We start from the raw sequence: 20946 nt of genomic DNA, 5'->3' as shown, positions 1-20946 counted from the left end.
CATTCCCTGGAATGCCGAAAAATTCCTGATCGGGCGATAGAATAATTTTGCTGGCAAATGCGCTTTCCGATAAAACCCTCCCGATTTCGTCCTTTGAGGGGTTGACGATGACCGACATGACGGCCGCACGGCGCAATATTATTATCCTGACGATTGCACAGGCGCTTGGCGCGTCGAGCCCGCCTATCGTGATTTCGCTCGGCGGCCTGGTGGGCCAGAAACTTTCCTCCGATCCTGCCTTCGTCACGCTGCCCGTCAGCCTGTTCAACCTCGGCCTTGCGCTCGGCACCTTGCCAGCAGCCTTCTTCATGCGCCAGTTCGGACGCCGCAATGCCTATATGCTGGGCGCGCTTGTCGGTGTTTCGGCGGGCCTGATTGCCGCCGCGGGCATTTTCGCAGCCTCCTTCCTCATTTTCTGTCTCGGCACGCTGACCGCCGGTTTCTATGCCGCCTATGTCCAGAGCTATCGCTTTGCCGCCACCGATGCGGCAACGGGCGACATGAAGGCGCGCGCCATTTCATGGGTCATGGTGGGCGGGCTGGTCGCGGCCATTGTCGGGCCGCAGCTCGTCATCTGGACACGCGACACCATTCCCGATGCCATGTTTGCGGGCAGTTTCCTCAGCCAGGCGGTTCTGGGTCTTCTCGCCCTCCCCGTCCTTTTCATGCTGCGCGCCCCGAAAATCCGGAAAGACCCGAACACTGTCCATGATACAGGCCGACCGCTTGGCGAAATCCTGCGCTCGCCGCGCTTCATGCTTTCCGTGGCAGCCGGCGTCTGTTCCTATGCGCTGATGACTTTCGTGATGACGGCGGCGCCCATCGCCATGGTCGGCCATGGGCATTCCGTCGATCATGCGGCCCTTGGCATCCAGTGGCATGTGCTGGCCATGTTTGGCCCCAGCTTCTTCACCGGAAAGCTCATCACCCGTTTCGGCAAGGAAAAGATAACCGCGCTCGGGCTGGTGCTGATCGCCTTTTCAGCCATCATTGCGCTCGGCGGTTTCGATGTCGGCCATTTCTGGGGAGCGCTGATCTTTCTCGGCATCGGCTGGAATTTCGGTTTCATCGGCGCGACCGCCATGGTGACGGACTGCCACACACCGGCTGAACGCGGCAAGGCTCAAGGCGCCAATGATTTCATCATGTTCGGCACTGTGGCTTGCGCTTCCTTCTTCGCCGGGTCGCTGCTGCATTCCTCCGGCTGGGAAACCATCAACTGGCTGGTCTTCCCGATTGTCGCGCTTGTTCTGGTGCCGCTTATCCTGCGCCTGAAGCCGAAAGGCGCTGCCGCAGAAGCCTGATCGATCAAAAGCCCTGCTCTTTCATCCAGAGCCTGCCACCCTCGGACACTGCATCATAAACAGCACCACCGAGGGCGGCACCTATATCCGTGTGCAAGCCTGCATATAATGCGCCCGGCTCCCCCTGCGGTGCGGAAACCGCTATGCAATCGGTGCCAGTACCCGTTGCGGCCCTGCCGCCAATATCGAGCCCTAATTCCATAATGGCAGCGGTGCGTGCCTCGGCAGCAATCGACATTGCTTCCAAATGGGCTGCGACCGACAGGGCCTTGTCTATATGAACCAGAAGATTGATTGTTCCGGCTGGCATATTCATCTGCGTGCGTTCCCCCACCCTCCCCGCATTTGACAGGCCGACAGTGGCAAGACAGGCAGCTTGCGCTTCGCCGGAGCACCGCATTGCGACATGATGCTTCTTCACGCTGCGCGAGGTCATCATCTGCACCGCTTCGCCATAACCGGCCTCAGCCAGTCTTTCCTGCAACAGGGCTGCGGGATCGACATCGAGCGTCAGATCGTCGTTGCGGACCTCCAGCCAGGCGACGGAACGCGCCGAAACAAAGCCGGGACGTGTCAGCGACCAGCTTAAAATGTCTTGCGGATCTCGAAAGTCAGCCGCGAGCACCGGGCCGCGACAATGGATATTGAAAGGCAGCATCATCAATCTATCGCAGATCGGCGTGGAGTTCGCGACCAGCGCCTTTGAGCCATCCACAGGGCCGCAGCAGAGGAACATCACCGGCGCGGCGATAAAGCACGGCTTCGTGACTTGGCCAAGGTTCCGCAAGGCGATATGGATCGCGGTATAGTGTTTCGCGCGTCGCGGAAACGGACAAGCGGTTTGCTCTGGATTGCGCCATGATCAACGATCTCACTGACGAGATATTCTGGATATTCACCATCGGGTGCTGCATCCTTTTCATCATGCGCCTCCTCTCGCCTCCCCCACGTCACAAGACCGATCAGGCGCTGGACCTCAACACGTTACGCCCTCGCCGCCGGTCGCGTCGCCGTCGCTTTCAGGCACAAGATTGAGTTCATCTCTCCCGAACCAAAATTCTTCGGCGTATCAGCCGTCAAGCACTGTTGGAAACCAATTTGCGGGAGCCGCAACGGCAGTCGGTAGCCGTTCCAGTCCTTTTTAGGATCCTTTGATCTCGTTAAATTTCATGAACGATACGAAACCTAAAAGGCAGTTCTGTTTTGTCTCTCGGACTAGGCTTTATGGTTAACGATCCTGTCCATTCAGCGCAGCCATAAGCATCGGTCTGATCGAGAAAGAGCCATTGGCAGCCTTTTCCGTCAAAACGCGCAAATAGCCTCCTGCGGACTGAATTTGCTCATAGCGTTGCAGGATATAGGCAATCACGATTGACGCATTATGGGTTCCAAGCACCTTCTTTGCGAGATCGTAGAGCTTTCCATCAATGCCGAGGAAGGAACGTACTTTCTCTGCCGTATTGGCCAGATCCTGCCAATGCCGAATGGATGAGACCGTATAGGCCGTGATCTCCGGACAGGAGCGAAGCACCATGTCGAGCGAAACCGTGGGTTCCGTTGGGGCGCTGGTGATTTCATTTATGCGCTGGTCGATAAATTCAGGCGTTGCCTTTTCAAGATGGGAATCTGGATTCGATTCAATTTGCTGCCGCTCATTTTGAGATTCATTGCCGCGCAAATTTTGAACATTTTCATGGATTTTCAATGCGTTATCGATTTCCGCACGAATGGCCTGCGAGGATTCGACCAAAGCTGCCAGTTCAGCATAGCTTGCACGGCGCGGAATGCTGTCGACGATCAGGCGGAAACGATGATGAATGTCCTGCCAGTTGCCGGCGAGCTTTGCCTGAGCGGCAAATTCGACAAGCTTGGTGATGTCCCGACGCAGCAAGGTCAGCCGTTCGCGCATTTCACGCAATGCAGTCTTTTCCGCCCTCACCTCTTCGGCAGCACGTTCCAGTTCACAGGCACGGGCCAGAAGCGGCGCCAGCGAAAAGCCGAAAGCAATCTGCACATCTCCGCCCTTGGCGCGACGCGCATAGCGCTTTCCATTCGGGCTGTCTTGCCGAAGAATGAAACCGGCATCGACCAGCGCAGCCAGATGACGCCGCAGGGTCGCATCCGCCATGCCATGGGCGCGCAATGCCAGTTGCTTGTTGGACGGAAACACGATCAGGCTGCTCTGCTCGTTCAGTTCCGTTTCAGGATAGAATGACAGGAGCGCCGAAAGGACTGCCAGAGAGCGGTCATTCAGGCCGAACAGCGTCTTTGCTTCACACAGCCAGCGATGCAGCTGCCACTTGTCGGCAACCGTTCCAGGCGCAATCTGCCGTGTGTTCTGTTGACTTGCCAACAAGGCAAGCGTCATCCTTCGACTGCCGAACGGCGTCGAGGCCAATTGAATCTCCATTTTCTTTCACCTTCCACAAGGCAAAAGAAATCCACCCGCCGAAATGACGCTAATTGCACTTGACAGTGATTCGTGGATTTGCGATTCTCTAGCTGCTAAACCAATGAGAAGGGCTTCCACACGGCGACGTTTGGGGGCCTTTTTCTTTTGCTGTCTCGTTCCTTTTCCTGAACAGTTTCGACGCAAACACGCTTACAAGTTAATCAAGCATGTCCTGATCCTGAACCAGTCCCGTTTCCGGGAGACATGCCTTACACAATCAGACCGCTGCAAACGCTCCGGCCTGTACGCTACTTACTTCTCCTCGCTCTGGAATGATGCGTAGAGCGCATCCAGATTGCGAGAAAGCCAATCGGCAAAACGAGGCCCGTTGGCAGCACCAAGCGCCAATGTAGCCGATTTGCCATTCTGTTTGATAACAGCACTGACGGTCTTGTCCGGAGCCGTCCAGCTGGCGCCGGGACGTGAAGCGGCCTTGGTGACAGGCTTCTTCGGCCTTCCGCCTTTCAGATAGCCGTAGAGCTGCTCGAAACGATCGACAGACGACGCGTTTTCAAAGGCGGAAGTCGCGATAAGCTCTTCCGCAGCATCTTTCTTGCCCGGCATTTCGATCAGCTTGCGCAGTTCCAGCCAGCGGTCACGACCGATGCCCTTGGCCGGGCCGATTGCCAGAAGAATATGCTCGGGAACGGCCTTTGGAATGGTCAGCATCTTCGACAGGGTTTGATAATCGACCGTCAATGCCGCCTGTATGGCTTCCCGTTCGAAGCCGAGCGCTTCAAGACGCGCCGCAAAGAAAACACGCTCGATGAAGCTCAGATTGGCGCGGGCGGAGTTTTCCTGGCCCTGGCTCAGAATATGTTCCAGATCGGCGAGGGGCTTGATAACCGCCTTGACCTTGATGCCCAGTTCCCTGGCCACCCCCGCGCGGCGATGGCCGAAAACGATCATATAGCGGCCGCTGGTCTGCGGATGCGGACGAACCAGAATAGGGCTGTCCTGCCCGCGCTCGCGAATGGCTTGCAGAAGCTCCTGATATTCTTCGTCATGCGCTTCCGGCAGGCGGTCGGCGACGAAGGAAACGTCCAGCTGCGCCGGATCAAGCTCGACAATGGCTTCTCCGTCGAGCTTCTGCGCTGCCTGCTTCGCCAGTTCGTCTATCGAGGCGGACAGGGATTTAGCGGCACCGAACCGGCGCGATACGTTATCGACCGGCTGCGAACCCTGTTCAGCAGCCGGTTCGTCGCGCATAACGCTTTCGAATATGTTCTTTCGTGCCATTCCCAAATCCTCAAACCGGTCAGAGACCTGATTTTATTCACTATTCGCCGTTTTAGACGGCAGTCTAACGCCCCCATGCCTCATGAACGAGGCCGCGAATTTCAGAATTGACTGCTTCCATGGCTTCCATGGCGCGATCATAGGTGCCACGGTTCATCGATGAGCGCTCGACCTCGTAAAGCGTCTGCTTGGTAAGCCCGGCATCGGAAATCGCTGTCGATTTCAGCATCTGGTGCTTGAGCATATGCGAGGCGAGCATGCTCTGCATGAAGCCGACCATCTGCGCCTGCGGCACGTCGGTCGGTTCGTAACGCGTGATCAGATAGCGGAACCAGTCGAGCTGCACCGCGCCGCCGGCCTGACGAACCGTCTTCAGAATATCGCCGAGCATCAAAAGGAACTGCGACATGGACATCAGGTCGAGCATTTGCGGATGAACGGTAATCAGTACCGAGGTCGCAGCCGAAAGCGCCGTCAGCGTCAGATAGCCGAGTTGGGGAGGGCAGTCGATGACCACCACATCATAGTCGGCATCCACATCGGCAAGGGCCTGCGCGATCCTGTTCCAGAACGTCTTGCCCTCGCCGCCATTCTGCATGGCAAGCGGGGTATCATACTCATATTCCTGCAGCTCGAGCATTGCGGGAATAATGTCGAGGCCGGGGAAATTCGTCCGCCGGATAACCTCGCGAATAGGCTTCCTTTCGGAGTCGTAACGAATAGCCTCATAGAGCGAGGGAAATTCATCGAGTTCCGGCTGAATGCCGTGCAGGGCGGAAAGCGAAGCCTGCGGATCGAGATCGATGGCAAGGACGCGATGGCCGGTCAGGGCCATATGTTGCGCCAGGTGCGCAGCCGTCGTGGTTTTGCCGGAGCCGCCCTTGAAGTTGACGACGCCGATAACCTGAAGCTTTTCATTGCCGCGACGATGCGGAACGTAGCGCTTCACCTCAGCGCGGCCATTCTGGTCCAGCCACTGGCGCAGTTCCTGAATCTGCTCGACACTATAAGCGCGGCGACCACCTGTCAGAATAGTCGGCTCGACTCCCTTGCCTTCAAGATGTAGCTTCTTGAGATTGCTGGGGGAGACGCCGAGAAAATAGGCGGCCTCGGCCATCGAAAACTGGCGCAGCATGTTCTTGCGCGCATCCGGCGGAAAGTTTTCGTGACGCAGCAGATTGAGCTTGCGAGAAATCTCGCGCCCTTGCGATAATATCATGTCGTCAAACGACAAGGCTGCTGCCGGATTTGCGATATTCATTTGCTTGGTGTCCCTAGTGACGGCATTGGAACTGATACCGCCTAAATACCGTCATTATGTCCGATTCTTATTCTATCGCAAGGGGCAGCCAAATTAACAAAGGGTTAGCGCCGACATTAAAATTAAGCGAAATTTTATCGATTCGGCACCAATTTCGTTATCTCTTTGTTTTTATGAGCTTTTAAGCATTTTAGACGGCGGTCTATATTTGCAGGCCCTAAACGGGCTCGAAATTTCAATCACGAAGAGTCCGTTTCCACACGGGAATGAGGCCGCTTTTCGGTGGAAGATATGTCGAGGACCGATTCTCCGGTAGTCGGTCCCGCCGCGGTCATTGCGAAGCCGAAATGATACGAAGCGGTTCTGAGGTTGCGCCGGATGCGGAGAATAATGCTTTCATGGAAGCCGGTCGGGCCGGAAGATAGCTTTGCGTCTTCACCGGTCCAGATCCGCATTGCCCGCCATGGATGCGAAGCGTTCAGGACGCTCCGCCTCTGGCCCACAAGTCGCGAAGAGAGCGAACATCGTCCCCGCCGCTCGCTTGCGCGAAGCGGATAGCGGCATGATCATGGATCATGCCGGAGATGGCCGTGATGGGGCTCGTCAATGGGGGCCGGGGGCGCTTGGCGCGGGGAGGAGCCTCCAACAGGGAGCGGGGTTTCCAGCAGGGTTTCATCCCTGTAAAGCTCTTCATTCCTATAAAGCTCCGCCGTTTGAACGACGACGCTTTACTGGGAATGCATGCTTTCGTCTGTACTGCTTATCGCGCTTCGCGCTTTCAGGGGTGGATTTCTTAACCAAATCGGGGTAGCCTCGAGATTATCAAACGGGCCTTGCAGGCATCTGAAGATTCGCCATGCAACGCGCCTTACAGCTCCTCTTCAAGGCCCTTTCGCGACCGTCGCACGAGAAAAACCTAACGGTATTTTAGGTTTAACAGGCCTTAAAAAATCAATGATTATCAACGCACTATAAAAACGGTATATGAGGCTCCAGAGTGGCGCATTTCATGCCCGAGTGAGACCTCTGAAGGCTGGCAATGCGAGTTTCGTTCCTCGGATCAATGCCTTCATCGTGGTTGGGTTCAACGCTCCGTCACATTGCTGAGAGGAGATCCCATGCTGCCGTTGAAACCGCGATAGCGCTGGTGGCTGCGGGTGAGGTGGGCCTGCATGGCGTCGCGCGCGGCATCTGCGTTCCCCGCACTGATGGCTTCGCAGATCGCACGATGTTCAGTCACACTGTTGCGAATATAATCGGGCGTAATCAATGCAGGATTGAGATCGCTCGAAAATGCGGGTTGCGGCAGGATTTTCAGGCTCATGACGCTGAAGAACTCGATAAAGGCCTGATTGTTGGTCGCCTCGGCGATCGAACGGTGAAAGATATAATCCATCTCGTCGAGTGCCGCCTCATCGTCAACGGACGACTCGAATTTTTTGAGCGCTTCCCACATATTGGCCTCTTGCGCCCAGGAGCGTCGCTGCGCAGCCAATCCCGCAGCGTGAACCTCAAAGGCCATGCGCAATTCCAGCAGATCCATGAACGGCAGCGACAGCCGCGCCAAAGGCTCAAGCGGTGAAACATCGTTGCCCGAAAAATGCAGCCTTTCGAAATCGCGGACGAATACTCCAACGCCGTGCTTCACTTCCAGCAGACCGTCAGAGCGAAGTTCGGCAATGGCTTCGCGGATGACCGTGCGGCTGACGCCCAGCGTTTCACCGAGTTCCACCAGCGTAGGCAGCTTCGTCCCGGTCTTAAAGTCGCCATCGCGAATGAAGGTCTTAAGATTTTCAATCGTCCGTGCGGTAAGGGTTTTCAATGTCGGTCAGGTCCCATTGGCCGATTAGGTTGTCCCTCATTGATACGATGGCGGGAAAGGAATTACAAGATACTATCACTTATATAGAGATATTATCTTAAGGCTCACAGATTCAGAATTCGCCTAGGTTTTGGCCTATCCCGGCAACCTCGAAATTCTTTCCTCGCCCGCGGCTGGGCCATTATATGCGGTCCCTCTCATATAAAATTTTTTCGTCCCCATCCGCCGCTTATCTTGTCCAAACCACCCTTAACCAGCAGAAAAATCAGAATTAAACGGTATTCTTATGGCTGGGTTCCAGTTGCGCTCTCTCCAGAATATCCGTCTTGACAAGTGATAATATTTTAGCAAACCTATCATCATAACAAAGAGCAAAGTCATAATATCACTTTAAGAATCTCTGGGGATGTCGGTAGGGAGGCGCGTTGATCAAGCGCTCGGGCCCGATCTCCACCCTCATGGACCGGGTGATTGGAACGCGTGCTCTCAAAGCGGTTGAGCGAGACGTCTGCTTTCCGGGCATACGTGCGTTCGGCCAAGCATAAGGGGAAACAAAATGGGACTGGTTTCAGCCAGGCTGAAGGAATTAGGCCTTATCCTGCCCGAGATAGGAGCGCCCAGTGGCACCTATGTACCGTATAGGCTGAGTGGCCATACGTTGTATATCTCTGGTCAGGTGCCGCGGGTCGATGGGGTTGACTGCTATCTCGGATTGGTCGGCAGCACCATGGATATCGAAGAAGCCTATCAGGCAGCGCGTGTGTGTGCGCTCAATTTGCTGGCGCGGGCGGCCTCGGCCCTTGATGGTGACCTTGATCGAATTTCAGCCTGTCTGCAGGTGCGCGGGTTCGTGAATGCCGTGCCTGACTTCAAGGATCATCCCGCAGTCATCGACGGCGCATCCGATCTTCTGGTCGAGGTGCTTGGGGAGAAGGGACGTCATGCCCGCACGGCCCTGGGCGCAGGCTCCCTGCCGCGCGGTTTTGCCGTCGAAGTCGACGCCATTTTTGAAGTCCAGCCCTGAGCGCCGGCTTCCTTCTGCAAATTTAGACGAAGCGAGAATGAGATGTCTGATAAAGCCATCACGATGAATGCGGTCAACAAATGGTATGGCCAGCTCCATGTTCTCAAGAATATCAATTTGGAGGTCGACCGCGGTGAGCATATCGTGCTGTGCGGTCCATCCGGCTCGGGCAAGTCGACACTGATCCGCTGCATCAATTATCTGGAAGAAATTCAGGACGGCATTATCGATGTAAACGGTACTCGCCTGGGTCATACCGGTGCGAATGTCGATCATATTCGCCGCGACGTTGGCATGGTGTTTCAGCAGTTCAACCTGTTTCCGCACATGACAGTGCTGGAAAATTGCATGTTGGCGCCACGCCGCGTGCACAAGAACTCGCTTGCCGAAGCCCGGGAAAAGGCGATGCATTTCCTCAAGCGTGTTCATATTGCCGAGCAGGCCGAAAAATATCCGGCACAACTCTCCGGCGGTCAGCAACAACGCGTTGCCATTGCGCGGGCCCTTTGCATGGGGCCAAAGATCATGCTGTTCGATGAGCCGACTTCGGCACTTGATCCGGAAATGGTCAAGGAAGTGCTGGACACAATGATCAGTCTCGCTGACGACGGCATCACCATGATCTGCGTGACCCATGAAATGGGGTTTGCGCGCGCGGTCGCTCATCGCGTCATCTTCATGGATCGTGGCGAAATCATTGAAAGCGCGCCACCGGCGGACTTCTTCGGCAATCCAAGGCATGAGCGCGCCAAGGCATTTTTGGGCCAGATACTGAACCACTAAAAAAAGGGGAAATGGCCGCGAATGGGAGAATAATCTGATGCAATACACATTCGACATGGGGCCGGTTCTGGCAGCCTGGCCCGCGCTTCTCAACGGTGCGATCCAGACGCTCAAGATTTCATCCATTTCCATGGTCCTGGGCCTGGCGCTGGGCATTGTCTTCATGCTGATGCGGATGAGTTCAGTGCGGGCGATCTCGCTCACGGCCTTCGGCTATATCGAGCTGATCCGCAACACACCGTTTCTGGTGCAATTGTTTTTCATCTTCTTCGGTATGCCCTCGCTGGGCGTAACTCTTTCCGCTGAACAGGCGGCCATTCTGGCCATGACGCTCAATTGCGCGGCTTATGCGGCGGAAATCGTGCGCGGTGGCGTGGAATCGATCAAGGCAGGTCAAATCGAAGCTGGCAAGGCGCTCGGGCTTCATACCTTCGACATCTACCGGTTCATCATCTTCCGCCCGGCCATACGCGCTGTTTATCCCGCGCTTTGCAGCCAGTTCATCCTGATGATGCTCAATTCAAGCCTTGTGGCGTCAATCTCCGCGGAAGAACTGACCTATGTCGGGCAGATGATTGATTCAGAAACCTTCCGCAGCTTTGAAATCTATTTCGTGCTCGGCGTCATCTACCTCGCCTTGTCGCAATTCTTCTCGATCGTTCTGCAAATCATCGGCAGGACCTATTTTTCCTACCCGTCGAAGTGAGGTCCCAAGATGATACGCAGTTTTGGTTTCTCCGAATTTCTCTTCATTCTCGACGGTGCAAAATGGACCGTCATTCTCTCCATCCTTGCCTTCACTTTCGGGGGACTGGGCGGTCTGGTCGTAGCGCTGGGACGCACGGCCACGAAAAGATGGCTGCGCTATCTGATGGCGACCTATATCCAGATTTTTCAGGGTACACCGCTGCTGATCCAGCTGTTCTTCGTTTATTTCGGCCTGCCCATCCTGGGTATTCGGGTTGACATCTGGGTGGCGCTGATCATCGGCCTGTCGCTGCATGCCAGTGCTTTTCTGGGAGAAATCTGGCGCGGCAGCATTCAGGCTGTTCCCACCGGGCAGGACGAAGCCGCCCGCGCGCTCGGTATCGGTTATTTCCATCGCATGAAGGATGTCGTGCTGCCGCAAGCCTTTCGTATCGGTCTTCCGGCGACAATCGGCTTTCTGGTCAATTTGATCAAGGGAACGGCGCTGGCCGCGCTGCTCGGGCTGACTGAACTCACCCGTTCAGGACAGCTGATGGCCAATATCACTTTTGAGCCGATGAAGGTCTACGGCACCGTTGGGCTCATCTATTTCGTCATCTGCGTGCCGCTCACTTATTACAGCGCCCGGATCGAGAAGCGGCTGAACGCTTCACGCTAATCAACGATAAAACAAACCAGAGGTAAGAACATGATCAACGCAGTTTTCAAGAGTTCCGCGATCGCACTCAGCCTTGCAACCAGTCTCGTTGCATCGGCCTTGTCTGTCGCTACGGCGCAAGCGGCGAGCCCGGAGGAAATCAAGGCCAAGGGCGTGGCCGTCATCGGCGTGCAGATGGATCAGTTTCCATGGGGCTACATCGATGAGAACGGCAAGAATGGTGGCTTTGACATAGATGTGGCCAACCTCATTGCCAAGGAGCTGGGCGTCGAGGTCAAGTTCGAGCGCGTGACAGGGCAAAACCGCATTCCGCTGCTGACCAATGGCATGGTCGATTTTCTGGTGCCGTCGATGACGATTACGCCCGAACGCGCAAAGGTCATCCAGTTCGTGCTTCCCTATTCGGCCAATGACATCACGGTCTGGGGCAAAAAGGACGCCGAGATCAACAGCAACGAGGATCTCGTCAATTACACGATCGGTGTCAATCGCGGCAGCGCGTTCGAGCCGATCCTCAAGAAGGCCGCCCCCACGGGCACAAAAATCAAGGGCTTTGACGACGACGCCACCACCGTGCAGGCGCTTCTGTCGGGCCAGGTCGATGCGATCCTCGGAAGCCTCACCTATGGCCTTGTGATCCAGAACACCGGCAATGGCGACAAATATGTTCGCAAGTACAAGGCTGCGGACAATATCCAGGCCATGGCGGTGCGCAAGGGCGATCAGGCCATGCTCGACTTTCTCAATGATTTCGTGACGCGCCACAACGCAGATGGTTCGCTGGATACGCTCTATAAAAAGTGGATCGGCGTCGACCGTCCAAAGCTGCCAACCACGCTTGAAGGGGTGGATTTCACCGGCAAGCAATAACGCCAACACATAAGGTTTCCCGGTGTGTGTGAAACGCACCGGAACATCCAAAGTCTCCAACGATCAATGACATGAACCCGCAAGGCCTTTTGCGGGAACCGATAAACACGTGCCCGAGCCTGAGCCGTGACAGAACACAACGTATTCGTCCCTTTCGGGGATATCTTTCTGGGAGTTAAGCAGAAAATGACGATAGATGGCAAACTGATCAGGGTGGGTGTCGATATCGGCGGAACCTTTACCGACGTGGCAATGGAAGTGGGTTCCACCCTTCATTCAACCAAGGTGCTGACGGATTACGCATTTCCCGAAAATGCCATCGTCAAGGGCATTCGGGAAGTGGCTGACAAAGCCGGGGTCAAGCTTGATCAGATCGATACTGTCATTCACGGAACGACGCTTGCCACCAATGCACTGATCGAGCGGCGCGGTGCGAAAACCGCCCTGGTGACAACCAAAGGTTTTCGCGATGTGATCGAAATGCGCACGGAAAGCCGCTTCGAGCAATATGATCTCGATATTGTGCTGCCCGCGCCGCTTGTTGCGCGCAACGACCGGCTGGTTGTCAACGAACGCATCGGTGCCCGTGGCGAGGTTTTGAAGCCGCTTGATGAAAAGGAAGTCGATGCGCTTTGCGACCGCATCATTGCCGAAGGCTATGAAAGCGTCGCCGTCGGTTTCATCCATTCCTATCTCAACGGTGAGCATGAGCGCCGCTTCCGCGAGCGTATTCTCGCCAAAAAGCCCGGTCTGTCCGTATCGATTTCCTCTGAAGTCTCGCCGCAGATGCGCGAATTCCAGCGGTTCAACACCGTCTGCGCCAATGCCTATGTCAAGCCGCTGATGGCGTCTTATCTCAATCGTCTTGTGGGGCGACTGCGCGAAGAGGGCCTTGTCGCGCCCGTCTTCATGATCCATTCGGGCGGCGGTATCATCAGCATTGAAAGCGCCATCGAATTTCCCGTTCGCCTGCTTGAATCCGGTCCCGCCGGCGGCGCGATCTTCGCGGCTCACATTGCCGCCAATCACAAGCTCGATCAGGTTGTCTCTTACGATATGGGCGGCACGACCGCAAAAATCTGCCTTATCGAGCAGCAGATGCCCAAAACCTCCAAAACCTTTGAAGTGGCGCGTACCTATCGCTTCAAGAAGGGAAGCGGCATGCCGATCTCCATTCCGGTGATCGAAATGGTCGAGATCGGGGCAGGGGGCGGGTCAATTGCAACCGTCGATTCCATGCGCCAGATCCGCGTCGGACCGCATAGCGCGGGATCGGAACCCGGCCCCGCCTGCTATGACCGCGGCGGCATTCATCCAACCGTTACCGACGCCGATGTCATTCTGGGCCGTCTCGATCCCGATACATTTGCGGGCGGCACGATGCAACTCTCGCGCTCCGCATCGGAAAAAGCGATGGACGCCGATATCGGCTCCAAGCTCGGTTCCGACATTGCCACTTCCGCCTATGGTCTAAGCGAAGTGGTGGATGAGAACATGAGCAATGCCGCACGCATGCATGCGGTTGAAAACGGTAAGGAACTGTCGGAATTCACCATGATCGCCTTCGGCGGTGCCGCTCCGGTTCACGCAGCGCGCCTGTGTGAAAAACTCGGCGTGACCGATCTTCTCATTCCGCCCGGAGCCGGTGTCGGTTCGGCCATCGGTTTCCTGCGTGCGCCCTTCGGCTTTGAATCGGTACGCAGTGCCTATAGCCGCCTGAGCCGCTTTGAAGGCAAGGCCATCAATGCGGTCATCAGGGAACTGGTTGAGGAAGCAACCTCCTTCGTTCGATCAGGCGCGCCTGATGCCAGCCCGACGCTCGAATGCACCGCTTACATGCGCTATGCCGGACAAGGCTGGGAAGTGCCGGTTACGATTGAAGTCCGCGATTACAGCGATGCGGATGCGACGCTGTTCCGCACGCTCTTTGACGAATGCTATGAGCGCTTCTTCGGACGCGTGATCGATGATCTCGACGTCGAGATCGTCAGCTGGTCCTTGCGTGCAAGCGCAGACGCCGCTGCCCCAACCCCCGCAAAGCCGGTCCAGAAACAGGCGCGAGCCGCCATATCCGCCACGCGTCAGGTATTCGATGTTCTCGAAGAACGCTTCCTCGAAGCCTCGATCGTCGAGCGCGAGACCATGAAGCCGGGCGAGTGGATTGCTGGCCCCGCCATCATCACCGAACGCGAAACCTCGACCGTTGTCACCTCCAGCCGCGAAGCGATCATGCAGGCCGATGGATGCCTGCTGCTACGCGCCAAGGCCGCCTAGAGCGGTTCCTGTTCTGACAGAATGGCCGGAACCGCTCTAACTATTTGTTTTATCGCATTATCCAACGCAAAACCGTTTCACACTTTTGCGGGAAATGCTCTGAGGAGCCGTCTCACATGACAAAGAAACCCATTTCCGACGTTCACATGCAGATCACGTGGAACCGCCTGATTTCCGTTGTCGAGGAACAGGCCGTCACACTCATCCGCACCGCCTTCAGCACCAGCGTGCGTGAATCCGGCGACCTTTCCGCAGGCGTCTTTAACCGCGCAGGCCTCATGATCGCGCAGGCCGTGACCGGTACCCCCGGCCACGTCAATGCCATGGCGGAAGCGGTCGGCCACTTCATCAACGACATAGGCCGCGAAAACATCTACGAGGGCGATGTCTATATCACCAACGACCCATGGAAAGGCACGGGCCACCTGCATGACTTCACGGTGGTGTCGCCCAGCTTCCGCAAGGGCAAGCTGACTGGCTTCTTTGCCTGCACGGCCCATGTGGTCGATGTTGGCGGGCGCGGCTTCGGCCCAGATGCGAACGAGGTTTATGAAGAAGGCATTTTCGTGCCGATCATGAAGTTTGCCGAGCGCGGTGTGGTCAACAAGGACCTGGTCAATATACTGCGAAACAATGTGCGCGAAAGCCATCAGGTCGTCGGCGACGTCTATTCGCTCGCAGCCTGCAATGAAATCGGTCATCGCCGCCTGATGGACATGATGGATGAATTCCAGCTCGATGATCTGGAAGGCCTGGCCGATTTCATCTTCAAGCGCAGCTATGATGCGACGCTTGAACGCCTGGCCAGCCTGCCGCACGGCACCTATTCCAACGTGATGCGCGTGGATGGCTACGGCGATCCAATCGACATTGCCGTGCGGATAGACGTGCATGCCGATCATATTCTGGCGGATTTCGCCGGTACATCGGCACCGAGCCCGAAGGGCATCAACTGTCCGTTGATCTATTCAGCCGCCTATGCCTGCTATGGCCTGAAATGCTCGCTCGCACCGGAAATTCCCAATAACCATGCCTCATTGCTGCCGTTCAAGGTGACTGCGCCGAAAGACTGCATCCTCAATGCGCAGCGTCCGGCTCCCGTTTCGGTGCGCCACGTGCTCGGCCACCTTGTGCCCGATGCGGTGCTCGGTGCGGTCCACAAAATGCTGCCGGGAAAAGTGCCTGCCGAAGGTTCCGGTGCGCTTTGGAACCTGCATGTCAGCGCACGTCCGCTCACCGGCAAGGATGCGCCGAGGGATGGCGGCCAGCGTGCGGAAGTGCTGCTGTTCAACAGCGGCGGCACCGGCGCGCGCTCGCACCTGGACGGATTGAGCGCCACGGCTTTCCCGAGCGGCGTGCATTCAATGTCGATTGAGGCAACCGAGCATGTCGGGCCGGTCATTTTCTGGCGCAAGGAACTGCGCGATGGTTCAGGTGGTGCCGGTCAGTTCCGCGGCGGTCTCGGTCAGGTGGTGGAAATCGCTCCAACCGAAGGGCACGAGATTTATTTCAACGCAATGTTCGACCGCATCAAGCACCCGCCACGTGGGCGCGAAGGGGGAGAGAACGGAGCCGCTGGCGCGGTCCTTCTCGACGACGGTACGGTGCTGAACGCCAAGGGACGCCAGCATGTTCCTGCCGGTCGCAGGCTTATCCTTCAACTGCCCGGAGGTGGCGGTTACGGCCCGCTCGACAAGCGAGATGCGGAAGCCGTCAAACGCGACCGGGATTTTGACTATGTCGTGAATGGATAATCCTGAACATCCCTGCAAGCCGCCCCACGTGAGCCGTCCCACGTGGGCGGCTTCTTTTGTTGCACGAATAAAGAGTATTCCCATGCAGTACGAAAATCGTCGATCATCGGGCATCAAGGCATCCCCCAGCATGGCCGTCGCCATGGCCGCCCGGAAACTGCGCGCCGAGGGCCGAGACATTGTTGATCTTTCTCTGGGTGAACCTGATTTTGAACCGCCCGCACATGTTCTGGATGCCGTCCATGCGGCGGTGAAAGCTGGCAGCGTGCGTTATGGTGCCGCCGCTGGCACGGAGTCGCTTCGCAAGGCCATCATTGCCAAGTTCAGCCGCGACAACCAGCTTGAATACAGCATTGATGAACTGACCGTCGCCAACGGCGCCAAGCAGATATTGTTCGATACGTTTCTGGCAACGCTGGAAGAAGGGGATGAAGTGATTATCCCCACGCCATGCTGGGTATCCTACGCGGATATTGTGGCATTGCATGGCGGCAAGCCGGTCTTCGTGCCATGCGGACCGGACAGCGGTTTCAAACTGACCGCGAGCCAGCTTGCGGCGGCAATTACGCCCAAATCGCGCTGGTTGATGCTCAATTCTCCATCCAATCCGACAGGCGCCGTTTATAGTGAGGATGAATATGCGCAACTGGCGAAGATTCTGGAGAAGCACGAGCGCATTCTCATCCTCTCCGATGAAATCTATGAGCATGTCCTGTTAAGCGAGGTGCCTTTCATCTCTTTCGGGACCGCATGTCCGCAGCTTCGCGACCGCACGCTCATTGTCAACGGCGTCTCCAAAGCCTATGCCATGACGGGCTGGCGCGTCGGCTATGCCGCAGGCCCCAAAGCGCTTGTTGCCGCCATCAACAAGATGCAATCGCAAAGCGTGACCTCCGTTTGCTCTATCGCGCAGGCGGCGGCGCAGGCAGCCCTTGACGGTGATCAGGCCTATGTGGCGCAGGCCGCAAAAACCTTCAGCCGCCGTGCGGATCTGGTGGCCGATCATCTGACGCAGATTACGGATATTGACTTCCTCAAGCCCGATGGCGCTTTTTACGCTTTCATCGGCGTTGAAAGGCTTTTCGGTCGCAAAACCGGTGCAGGCAGTGTGCTTCAAACCGATACTGACGTAGCAGGATATCTGCTGAATGATTTCGGCGTTTCCAGTGTTCCCGGTATTGCCTTTGGAGCCCCGGGCTTCATCCGCCTGTCGATTGCGGCTTCGGAAGCAGAACTCGTCAAAGCCTGCACGCGTCTCAAGGAAATGGTCGCCTCCCTGACGTGAAGGCATCAAGAAGCCGCAGATATAAACTGCGGCTTCTTGTTTTCAGTTTAAGGCGTCAGGCCGCCTGCTTGCGGGCATGTTTGCCAATAAGAGCTTCAAGCATGCCTTCTTCTTCTCTCGTCAAGTCGGAAAGGGGAGCGCGAACCGGACCGGCCGCAAAGCCCTGCAGGCGCACGCCAGCCTTGACTGCGGCAACAGCATAGCCCTTACGGCGGCTGCGGATCGCCATGAACGGATAGAAGAACTCATTGAGGATACGCTCGCAGCTTGCGCGTTCGCCTGCTCGCAATGCCCTGTAGAACTCCACAGCCAGCCCCGGAACAAAGTTGAAAACCGCCGAGGAATAGGTGGTGAAGCCCGCGCCGAGATAAGCTTCCGCGAAGAGTTCTGCCGTTGGCATACCGCCGAGATAGGTCAGGCGGTCGCCCATTTTTGCGGTAATCTGGCGAACCAGACCGATGTCGCCAACACCATCCTTGAAACCGACCAGATTGGGGCAGGCATCGCACAGGCGCGCCAGCGTGTCGGCCTGAAGAACCGAATTGTCACGGTTATAGACCATGACGCCAATACCGATTGACTGGCAGACCCGCTTGATATGCTCATAAAGCCCTTCCTGCGGGGCATCGATCAGATAATGGGGCAGAAGCAAAATTCCATCCGCCCCAGCCTTTTCTGCCGATTTCGCGATCTGGATGGCAATCTCGGTGCCATAGCCGCAACCAGAAACGATGGCCGTATCGCTGCCGCCCGCGGCCTCTTTGGCGGCCGCAACGATTGCTGGAATTTCGTCGGGTCTCAAAGAGAAAAATTCACCCGTGCCTCCCGCTGCGAACAGCACAGGCGCGTCGAAACCCGAAAGCCATTCGACATGCGCTTTGTAGCTTTCAGGCGCAAAGCGCCCCTCTCCATCAAAATGCGTGACTGGAAACGAGAGCAGGCCAGCGCCCAGTTTCTGTTTGATCAGTTGCGGTTCCATGTGTCGATCCCTTCTGGAAAATTACACATTGGACCTAGCCTAGTCAGATGATAAGTGTCAACAACTTATATTATAAGTTATCGTGTGTCCTCTGCAGGATGGCACGATAGCGGGTCTGGCTCCCCTTCAAATGGCGGCGCATCGCCTCGCGCGCACCGTTTTCGTCGCCGTTGAATATGGCTTCTATGATCTGCGCGTGTTCTCTGTGCAAATGGGCGATATAATCACCGGGACTAGTATCCGTGCCGGTCTGGAGCGCGGCGCGGGGAATGACGCCGCTGCCGATCATTGCCAGGAACTCGCGGAAACGCGGATTGTTGGCGGCGTCTGCAATGGCAAGATGCAGGGCAAAATCCGCCTCACTGGTGGATTGACCGGATTCGAGGCAGGCCAGAACCTGCTTGTGACAATTGATGATAGCTTCTTCCTGTTGCGGCGAACGACGCAAGGCGGCAAGTCCCGCAGCTTCAACTTCCACGCCAGTTCGCAGTTCCAGCAGTTCTATGACGGAAGAAATGCGCTCATAATCAAGGTTTTGGAAGGGGGCGGTTTCTGGAGGCTGGGGTTCGAGTACAAAGACGCCCGCGCCTTGTCTTGCCTCCACCAGCCGGTCAGCCCGCAACGCGGCGATTGCCTCGCGAATGACGGTGCGGCTGACGCCAAAAGATTCGGTAAGTCGTGCTTCGCTGGGCAACTTCGTCCCGGGCGTTATTTCGCCCGACTGTATGGATCGCCGCAGCTGTTCACTCACCTTGGCGACAAGATTACCGGTTGAGCGGGATGTGTCCTTGTCTTTGTTCGTCACCGCAAGCTTTCCTTGGTTGTGCTTCAATCGTGTAGCAATTCTGACTGCGCAGAACAAGACCGCATGTGACAGTCATATGATGTATTGACGTCTGTCACCAAACACATATTATGGTTTGTGAATTGATCAGAAATGGAAATGACAATGATTTTTAAGCCCCACGGATGTCATCTGATCGCTGGTGAATGGGTGGCGGGTGAGGCGACATTTGCCTCGACACCTGCCAGCGGTCCATCCCATGCATTTGCTGTCGGCACGCCCGCTCTGGTAGCGCGCGCCTGCGAAGCGGCAGAAGATGCATTCTGGACTTATGGTTATACGAGCCGCGAAGAACGCGCCCGGTTCCTTGAGGCAATCGCCGACGAAATCGAAGCGCGCGCTGCCGCCATCACGGAAATCGGCACGCAGGAAACCGGCTTGCCGGCAGGCCGTCTTGAAGGCGAGCGTGGACGCACCACCGGACAGCTTCGCCTTTTCGCCAGTCATATCCGCAAGGGCGACTATCTGGATCGCCGCGTTGATGAGGCCCTGCCGGACCGAAAGCCAGCGCCACGTCCGGAAATCCGGCTGATGCAGCGTCCGATTGGTCCGGTTGCCGTTTTCGGGGCCTCCAATTTTCCACTGGCTTTCTCGACCGCTGGCGGCGACACGGCAGCCGCCCTTGCCGCAGGCTGCCCGGTGGTTGTGAAAGGTCATTCCGCCCATCCGGGAACCGGCGAGATCGTTGCCGAAGCCATTCATGCCGCCATCGCCAGGACGGGTATGCCGAAGGGCGTGTTCAGCCTCATTCAGGGTGGCGACCGCAAGGTCGGCGAAGCGCTGGTCACGCATCCGCTGATCAAGGCTGTCGGCTTTACCGGCTCGCTTGGCGGTGGCCGCGCCCTGTTCGATCTGTGCGCACAGCGCCCCGAACCGATCCCGTTCTTCGGCGAGCTTGGCTCGGTCAATCCGATGTTCCTGCTGCCGGAAGCCACGAAGGCCCGCGCCTCTTCGCTCGGTGAAGGCTGGGCGGCGTCCTTGACCATGGGTGCCGGTCAGTTCTGCACCAATCCGGGCATCGCCGTGGTTGTCGACGGGTCGGACGCCGACAGCTTTGTGCAGTCCACCCGCAGCGCTTTGGAAAAGGTCGCGCCGCAGGTCATGCTGACCGATGGCATTGCCAAGGCCTATCGGGACGGCAAGGCGCATTTCGACAGCCGCAACTCCGTCAAGCCCGTGCTGACCACCGAAAGCAAGGGCCGCGAAGCCTCGCCCAATCTCTATGAGACAACCGGCGAAGCCTTTCTTGGCGATCACACGATCGGAGAGGAAGTTTTCGGCCCGCTCGGGGTTGTCGTCCGCGTCAAGTCGGTCGACGACATGGTGCATCTGGCCAAGGGACTTCAGGGCCAGCTGACGGCAACTTTGCATATGGACAAGGGCGATGCCGCTTCAGCCCGCCAGCTCCTGCCGGTTCTGGAGCGCAAGGCCGGACGCGTTTTGGCCAATGGTTTCCCGACCGGCGTGGAAGTGGTCGATTCGATGGTCCATAGCGGCCCTTACCCGGCCAGCACCAATTTCGGCGCAACCAGCGTCGGAACCATGTCCATCCGCCGCTTTCTGCGCCCTGTCAGCTATCAGAACATCCCGGCCGATGTGCTGCCGATGGATTTGGAGTGAAGCTTTCCTATCTTTGTTCTAACCACATACATCAGTCCTGATGTTTCCTGGTATGGAAATATTGGCGGC

General features: G+C 56.9%; 18 protein-coding genes. 11 read left to right on the top strand and 7 right to left on the bottom strand.

The window, feature by feature from the left end:
* Window positions 1–107: 107 nt before the first annotated feature.
* Window positions 108–1304, top strand: coding sequence for an MFS transporter (locus F9K78_RS07945; RefSeq protein ID WP_121986755.1), 1197 nt, complete (start codon window positions 108–110; stop codon window positions 1302–1304).
* 4 nt (window positions 1305–1308) lie between these two features.
* Here the strand turns inward: F9K78_RS07945 and F9K78_RS07940 are convergent, their stop codons facing one another.
* On the bottom strand, window positions 1309–2019 hold the full coding sequence (locus F9K78_RS07940) for an adenosylcobinamide amidohydrolase (protein WP_235925393.1): 711 nt from the start codon (window positions 2017–2019) through the stop codon (window positions 1309–1311).
* 143 nt (window positions 2020–2162) lie between these two features.
* Between F9K78_RS07940 and F9K78_RS21860 the strand changes: the two genes are divergently transcribed.
* Complete coding sequence (locus tag F9K78_RS21860) at window positions 2163–2339, top strand: hypothetical protein (RefSeq protein ID WP_162929825.1); 177 nt, start codon at window positions 2163–2165, stop codon at window positions 2337–2339.
* A 193-nt stretch (window positions 2340–2532) separates the two neighbouring features.
* Here F9K78_RS21860 and repC read toward each other — a convergent pair whose 3' ends face one another.
* The 4 genes from repC to F9K78_RS07920 form a co-directional block, all read right to left on the bottom strand.
* On the bottom strand, window positions 2533–3714 hold the full coding sequence (gene repC, locus F9K78_RS07935) for a plasmid replication protein RepC (RefSeq protein WP_121986719.1): 1182 nt from the start codon (window positions 3712–3714) through the stop codon (window positions 2533–2535).
* A 294-nt stretch (window positions 3715–4008) separates the two neighbouring features.
* Entirely contained in the window at window positions 4009–4995 is a 987-nt protein-coding gene (gene repB / locus F9K78_RS07930) for a plasmid partitioning protein RepB (protein WP_121986720.1), read from the bottom strand.
* 64 nt (window positions 4996–5059) lie between these two features.
* Window positions 5060–6256, bottom strand: coding sequence for a plasmid partitioning protein RepA (repA, locus tag F9K78_RS07925; RefSeq protein ID WP_121986721.1), 1197 nt, complete (start codon window positions 6254–6256; stop codon window positions 5060–5062).
* Window positions 6257–7340: 1084 nt separating this feature from the next.
* On the bottom strand, window positions 7341–8078 hold the full coding sequence (locus tag F9K78_RS07920; protein ID WP_121986724.1) for a FadR/GntR family transcriptional regulator: 738 nt from the start codon (window positions 8076–8078) through the stop codon (window positions 7341–7343).
* A 556-nt stretch (window positions 8079–8634) separates the two neighbouring features.
* On the opposite strand from F9K78_RS07920, the gene F9K78_RS07915 reads away from it, so the two are divergent.
* The 8 genes from F9K78_RS07915 (at window position 8635) to F9K78_RS07880 (ending at window position 17434) form a co-directional block, all read left to right on the top strand.
* A complete protein-coding gene (locus tag F9K78_RS07915; protein ID WP_121986725.1) occupies window positions 8635–9102 on the top strand; it encodes a RidA family protein in 468 nt (155 codons plus the stop codon).
* 42 nt (window positions 9103–9144) lie between these two features.
* Window positions 9145–9885, top strand: coding sequence for an amino acid ABC transporter ATP-binding protein (locus F9K78_RS07910; RefSeq protein WP_121986726.1), 741 nt, complete (start codon window positions 9145–9147; stop codon window positions 9883–9885).
* Window positions 9886–9922: 37 nt separating this feature from the next.
* Entirely contained in the window at window positions 9923–10591 is a 669-nt protein-coding gene (locus F9K78_RS07905) for an amino acid ABC transporter permease (protein WP_121980852.1), read from the top strand.
* A 9-nt stretch (window positions 10592–10600) separates the two neighbouring features.
* A complete protein-coding gene (locus F9K78_RS07900; protein WP_121986727.1) occupies window positions 10601–11251 on the top strand; it encodes an amino acid ABC transporter permease in 651 nt (216 codons plus the stop codon).
* A 30-nt stretch (window positions 11252–11281) separates the two neighbouring features.
* The gene (locus tag F9K78_RS07895) at window positions 11282–12121 is read left to right on the top strand and encodes a transporter substrate-binding domain-containing protein (protein WP_121986728.1); all 840 of its coding nucleotides are present in this window, start codon (window positions 11282–11284) and stop codon (window positions 12119–12121) included.
* Between the two features lie 186 nt (window positions 12122–12307).
* Entirely contained in the window at window positions 12308–14395 is a 2088-nt protein-coding gene (locus F9K78_RS07890; RefSeq protein ID WP_121986729.1) for a hydantoinase/oxoprolinase family protein, read from the top strand.
* A gap of 116 nt (window positions 14396–14511) precedes the next feature.
* Window positions 14512–16149 (top strand): hydantoinase B/oxoprolinase family protein, encoded by a 1638-nt coding sequence (locus F9K78_RS07885; protein ID WP_121986730.1) that lies wholly within the window; start codon window positions 14512–14514, stop codon window positions 16147–16149.
* 82 nt (window positions 16150–16231) lie between these two features.
* Window positions 16232–17434, top strand: a complete 1203-nt coding sequence (locus F9K78_RS07880) for a pyridoxal phosphate-dependent aminotransferase (protein ID WP_121986731.1) — start codon at window positions 16232–16234, stop codon at window positions 17432–17434.
* A 55-nt stretch (window positions 17435–17489) separates the two neighbouring features.
* On the opposite strand, the gene kdgD is transcribed toward F9K78_RS07880, so the two are convergent.
* Window positions 17490–18413 (bottom strand): 5-dehydro-4-deoxyglucarate dehydratase, encoded by a 924-nt coding sequence (kdgD, locus tag F9K78_RS07875; RefSeq protein ID WP_151682122.1) that lies wholly within the window; start codon window positions 18411–18413, stop codon window positions 17490–17492.
* A gap of 70 nt (window positions 18414–18483) precedes the next feature.
* Complete coding sequence (locus tag F9K78_RS07870) at window positions 18484–19218, bottom strand: FadR/GntR family transcriptional regulator (RefSeq protein WP_121980845.1); 735 nt, start codon at window positions 19216–19218, stop codon at window positions 18484–18486.
* Window positions 19219–19362: 144 nt separating this feature from the next.
* Here F9K78_RS07870 and F9K78_RS07865 point away from each other — a divergent pair, with 144 nt between their 5' ends.
* On the top strand, window positions 19363–20877 hold the full coding sequence (locus tag F9K78_RS07865) for an aldehyde dehydrogenase (NADP(+)) (RefSeq protein WP_121986733.1): 1515 nt from the start codon (window positions 19363–19365) through the stop codon (window positions 20875–20877).
* The last annotated feature ends 69 nt before the right edge of the window (window positions 20878–20946 follow it).

The sequence above is a fragment of the Brucella pseudintermedia genome (assembly GCF_008932435.1).
Lineage (GTDB): Bacteria > Pseudomonadota > Alphaproteobacteria > Rhizobiales > Rhizobiaceae > Brucella > Brucella pseudintermedia.
The sequence above is the reverse complement of the archived record's forward strand: the minus strand, read 5'-3'. Positions and strand labels throughout refer to the sequence as shown.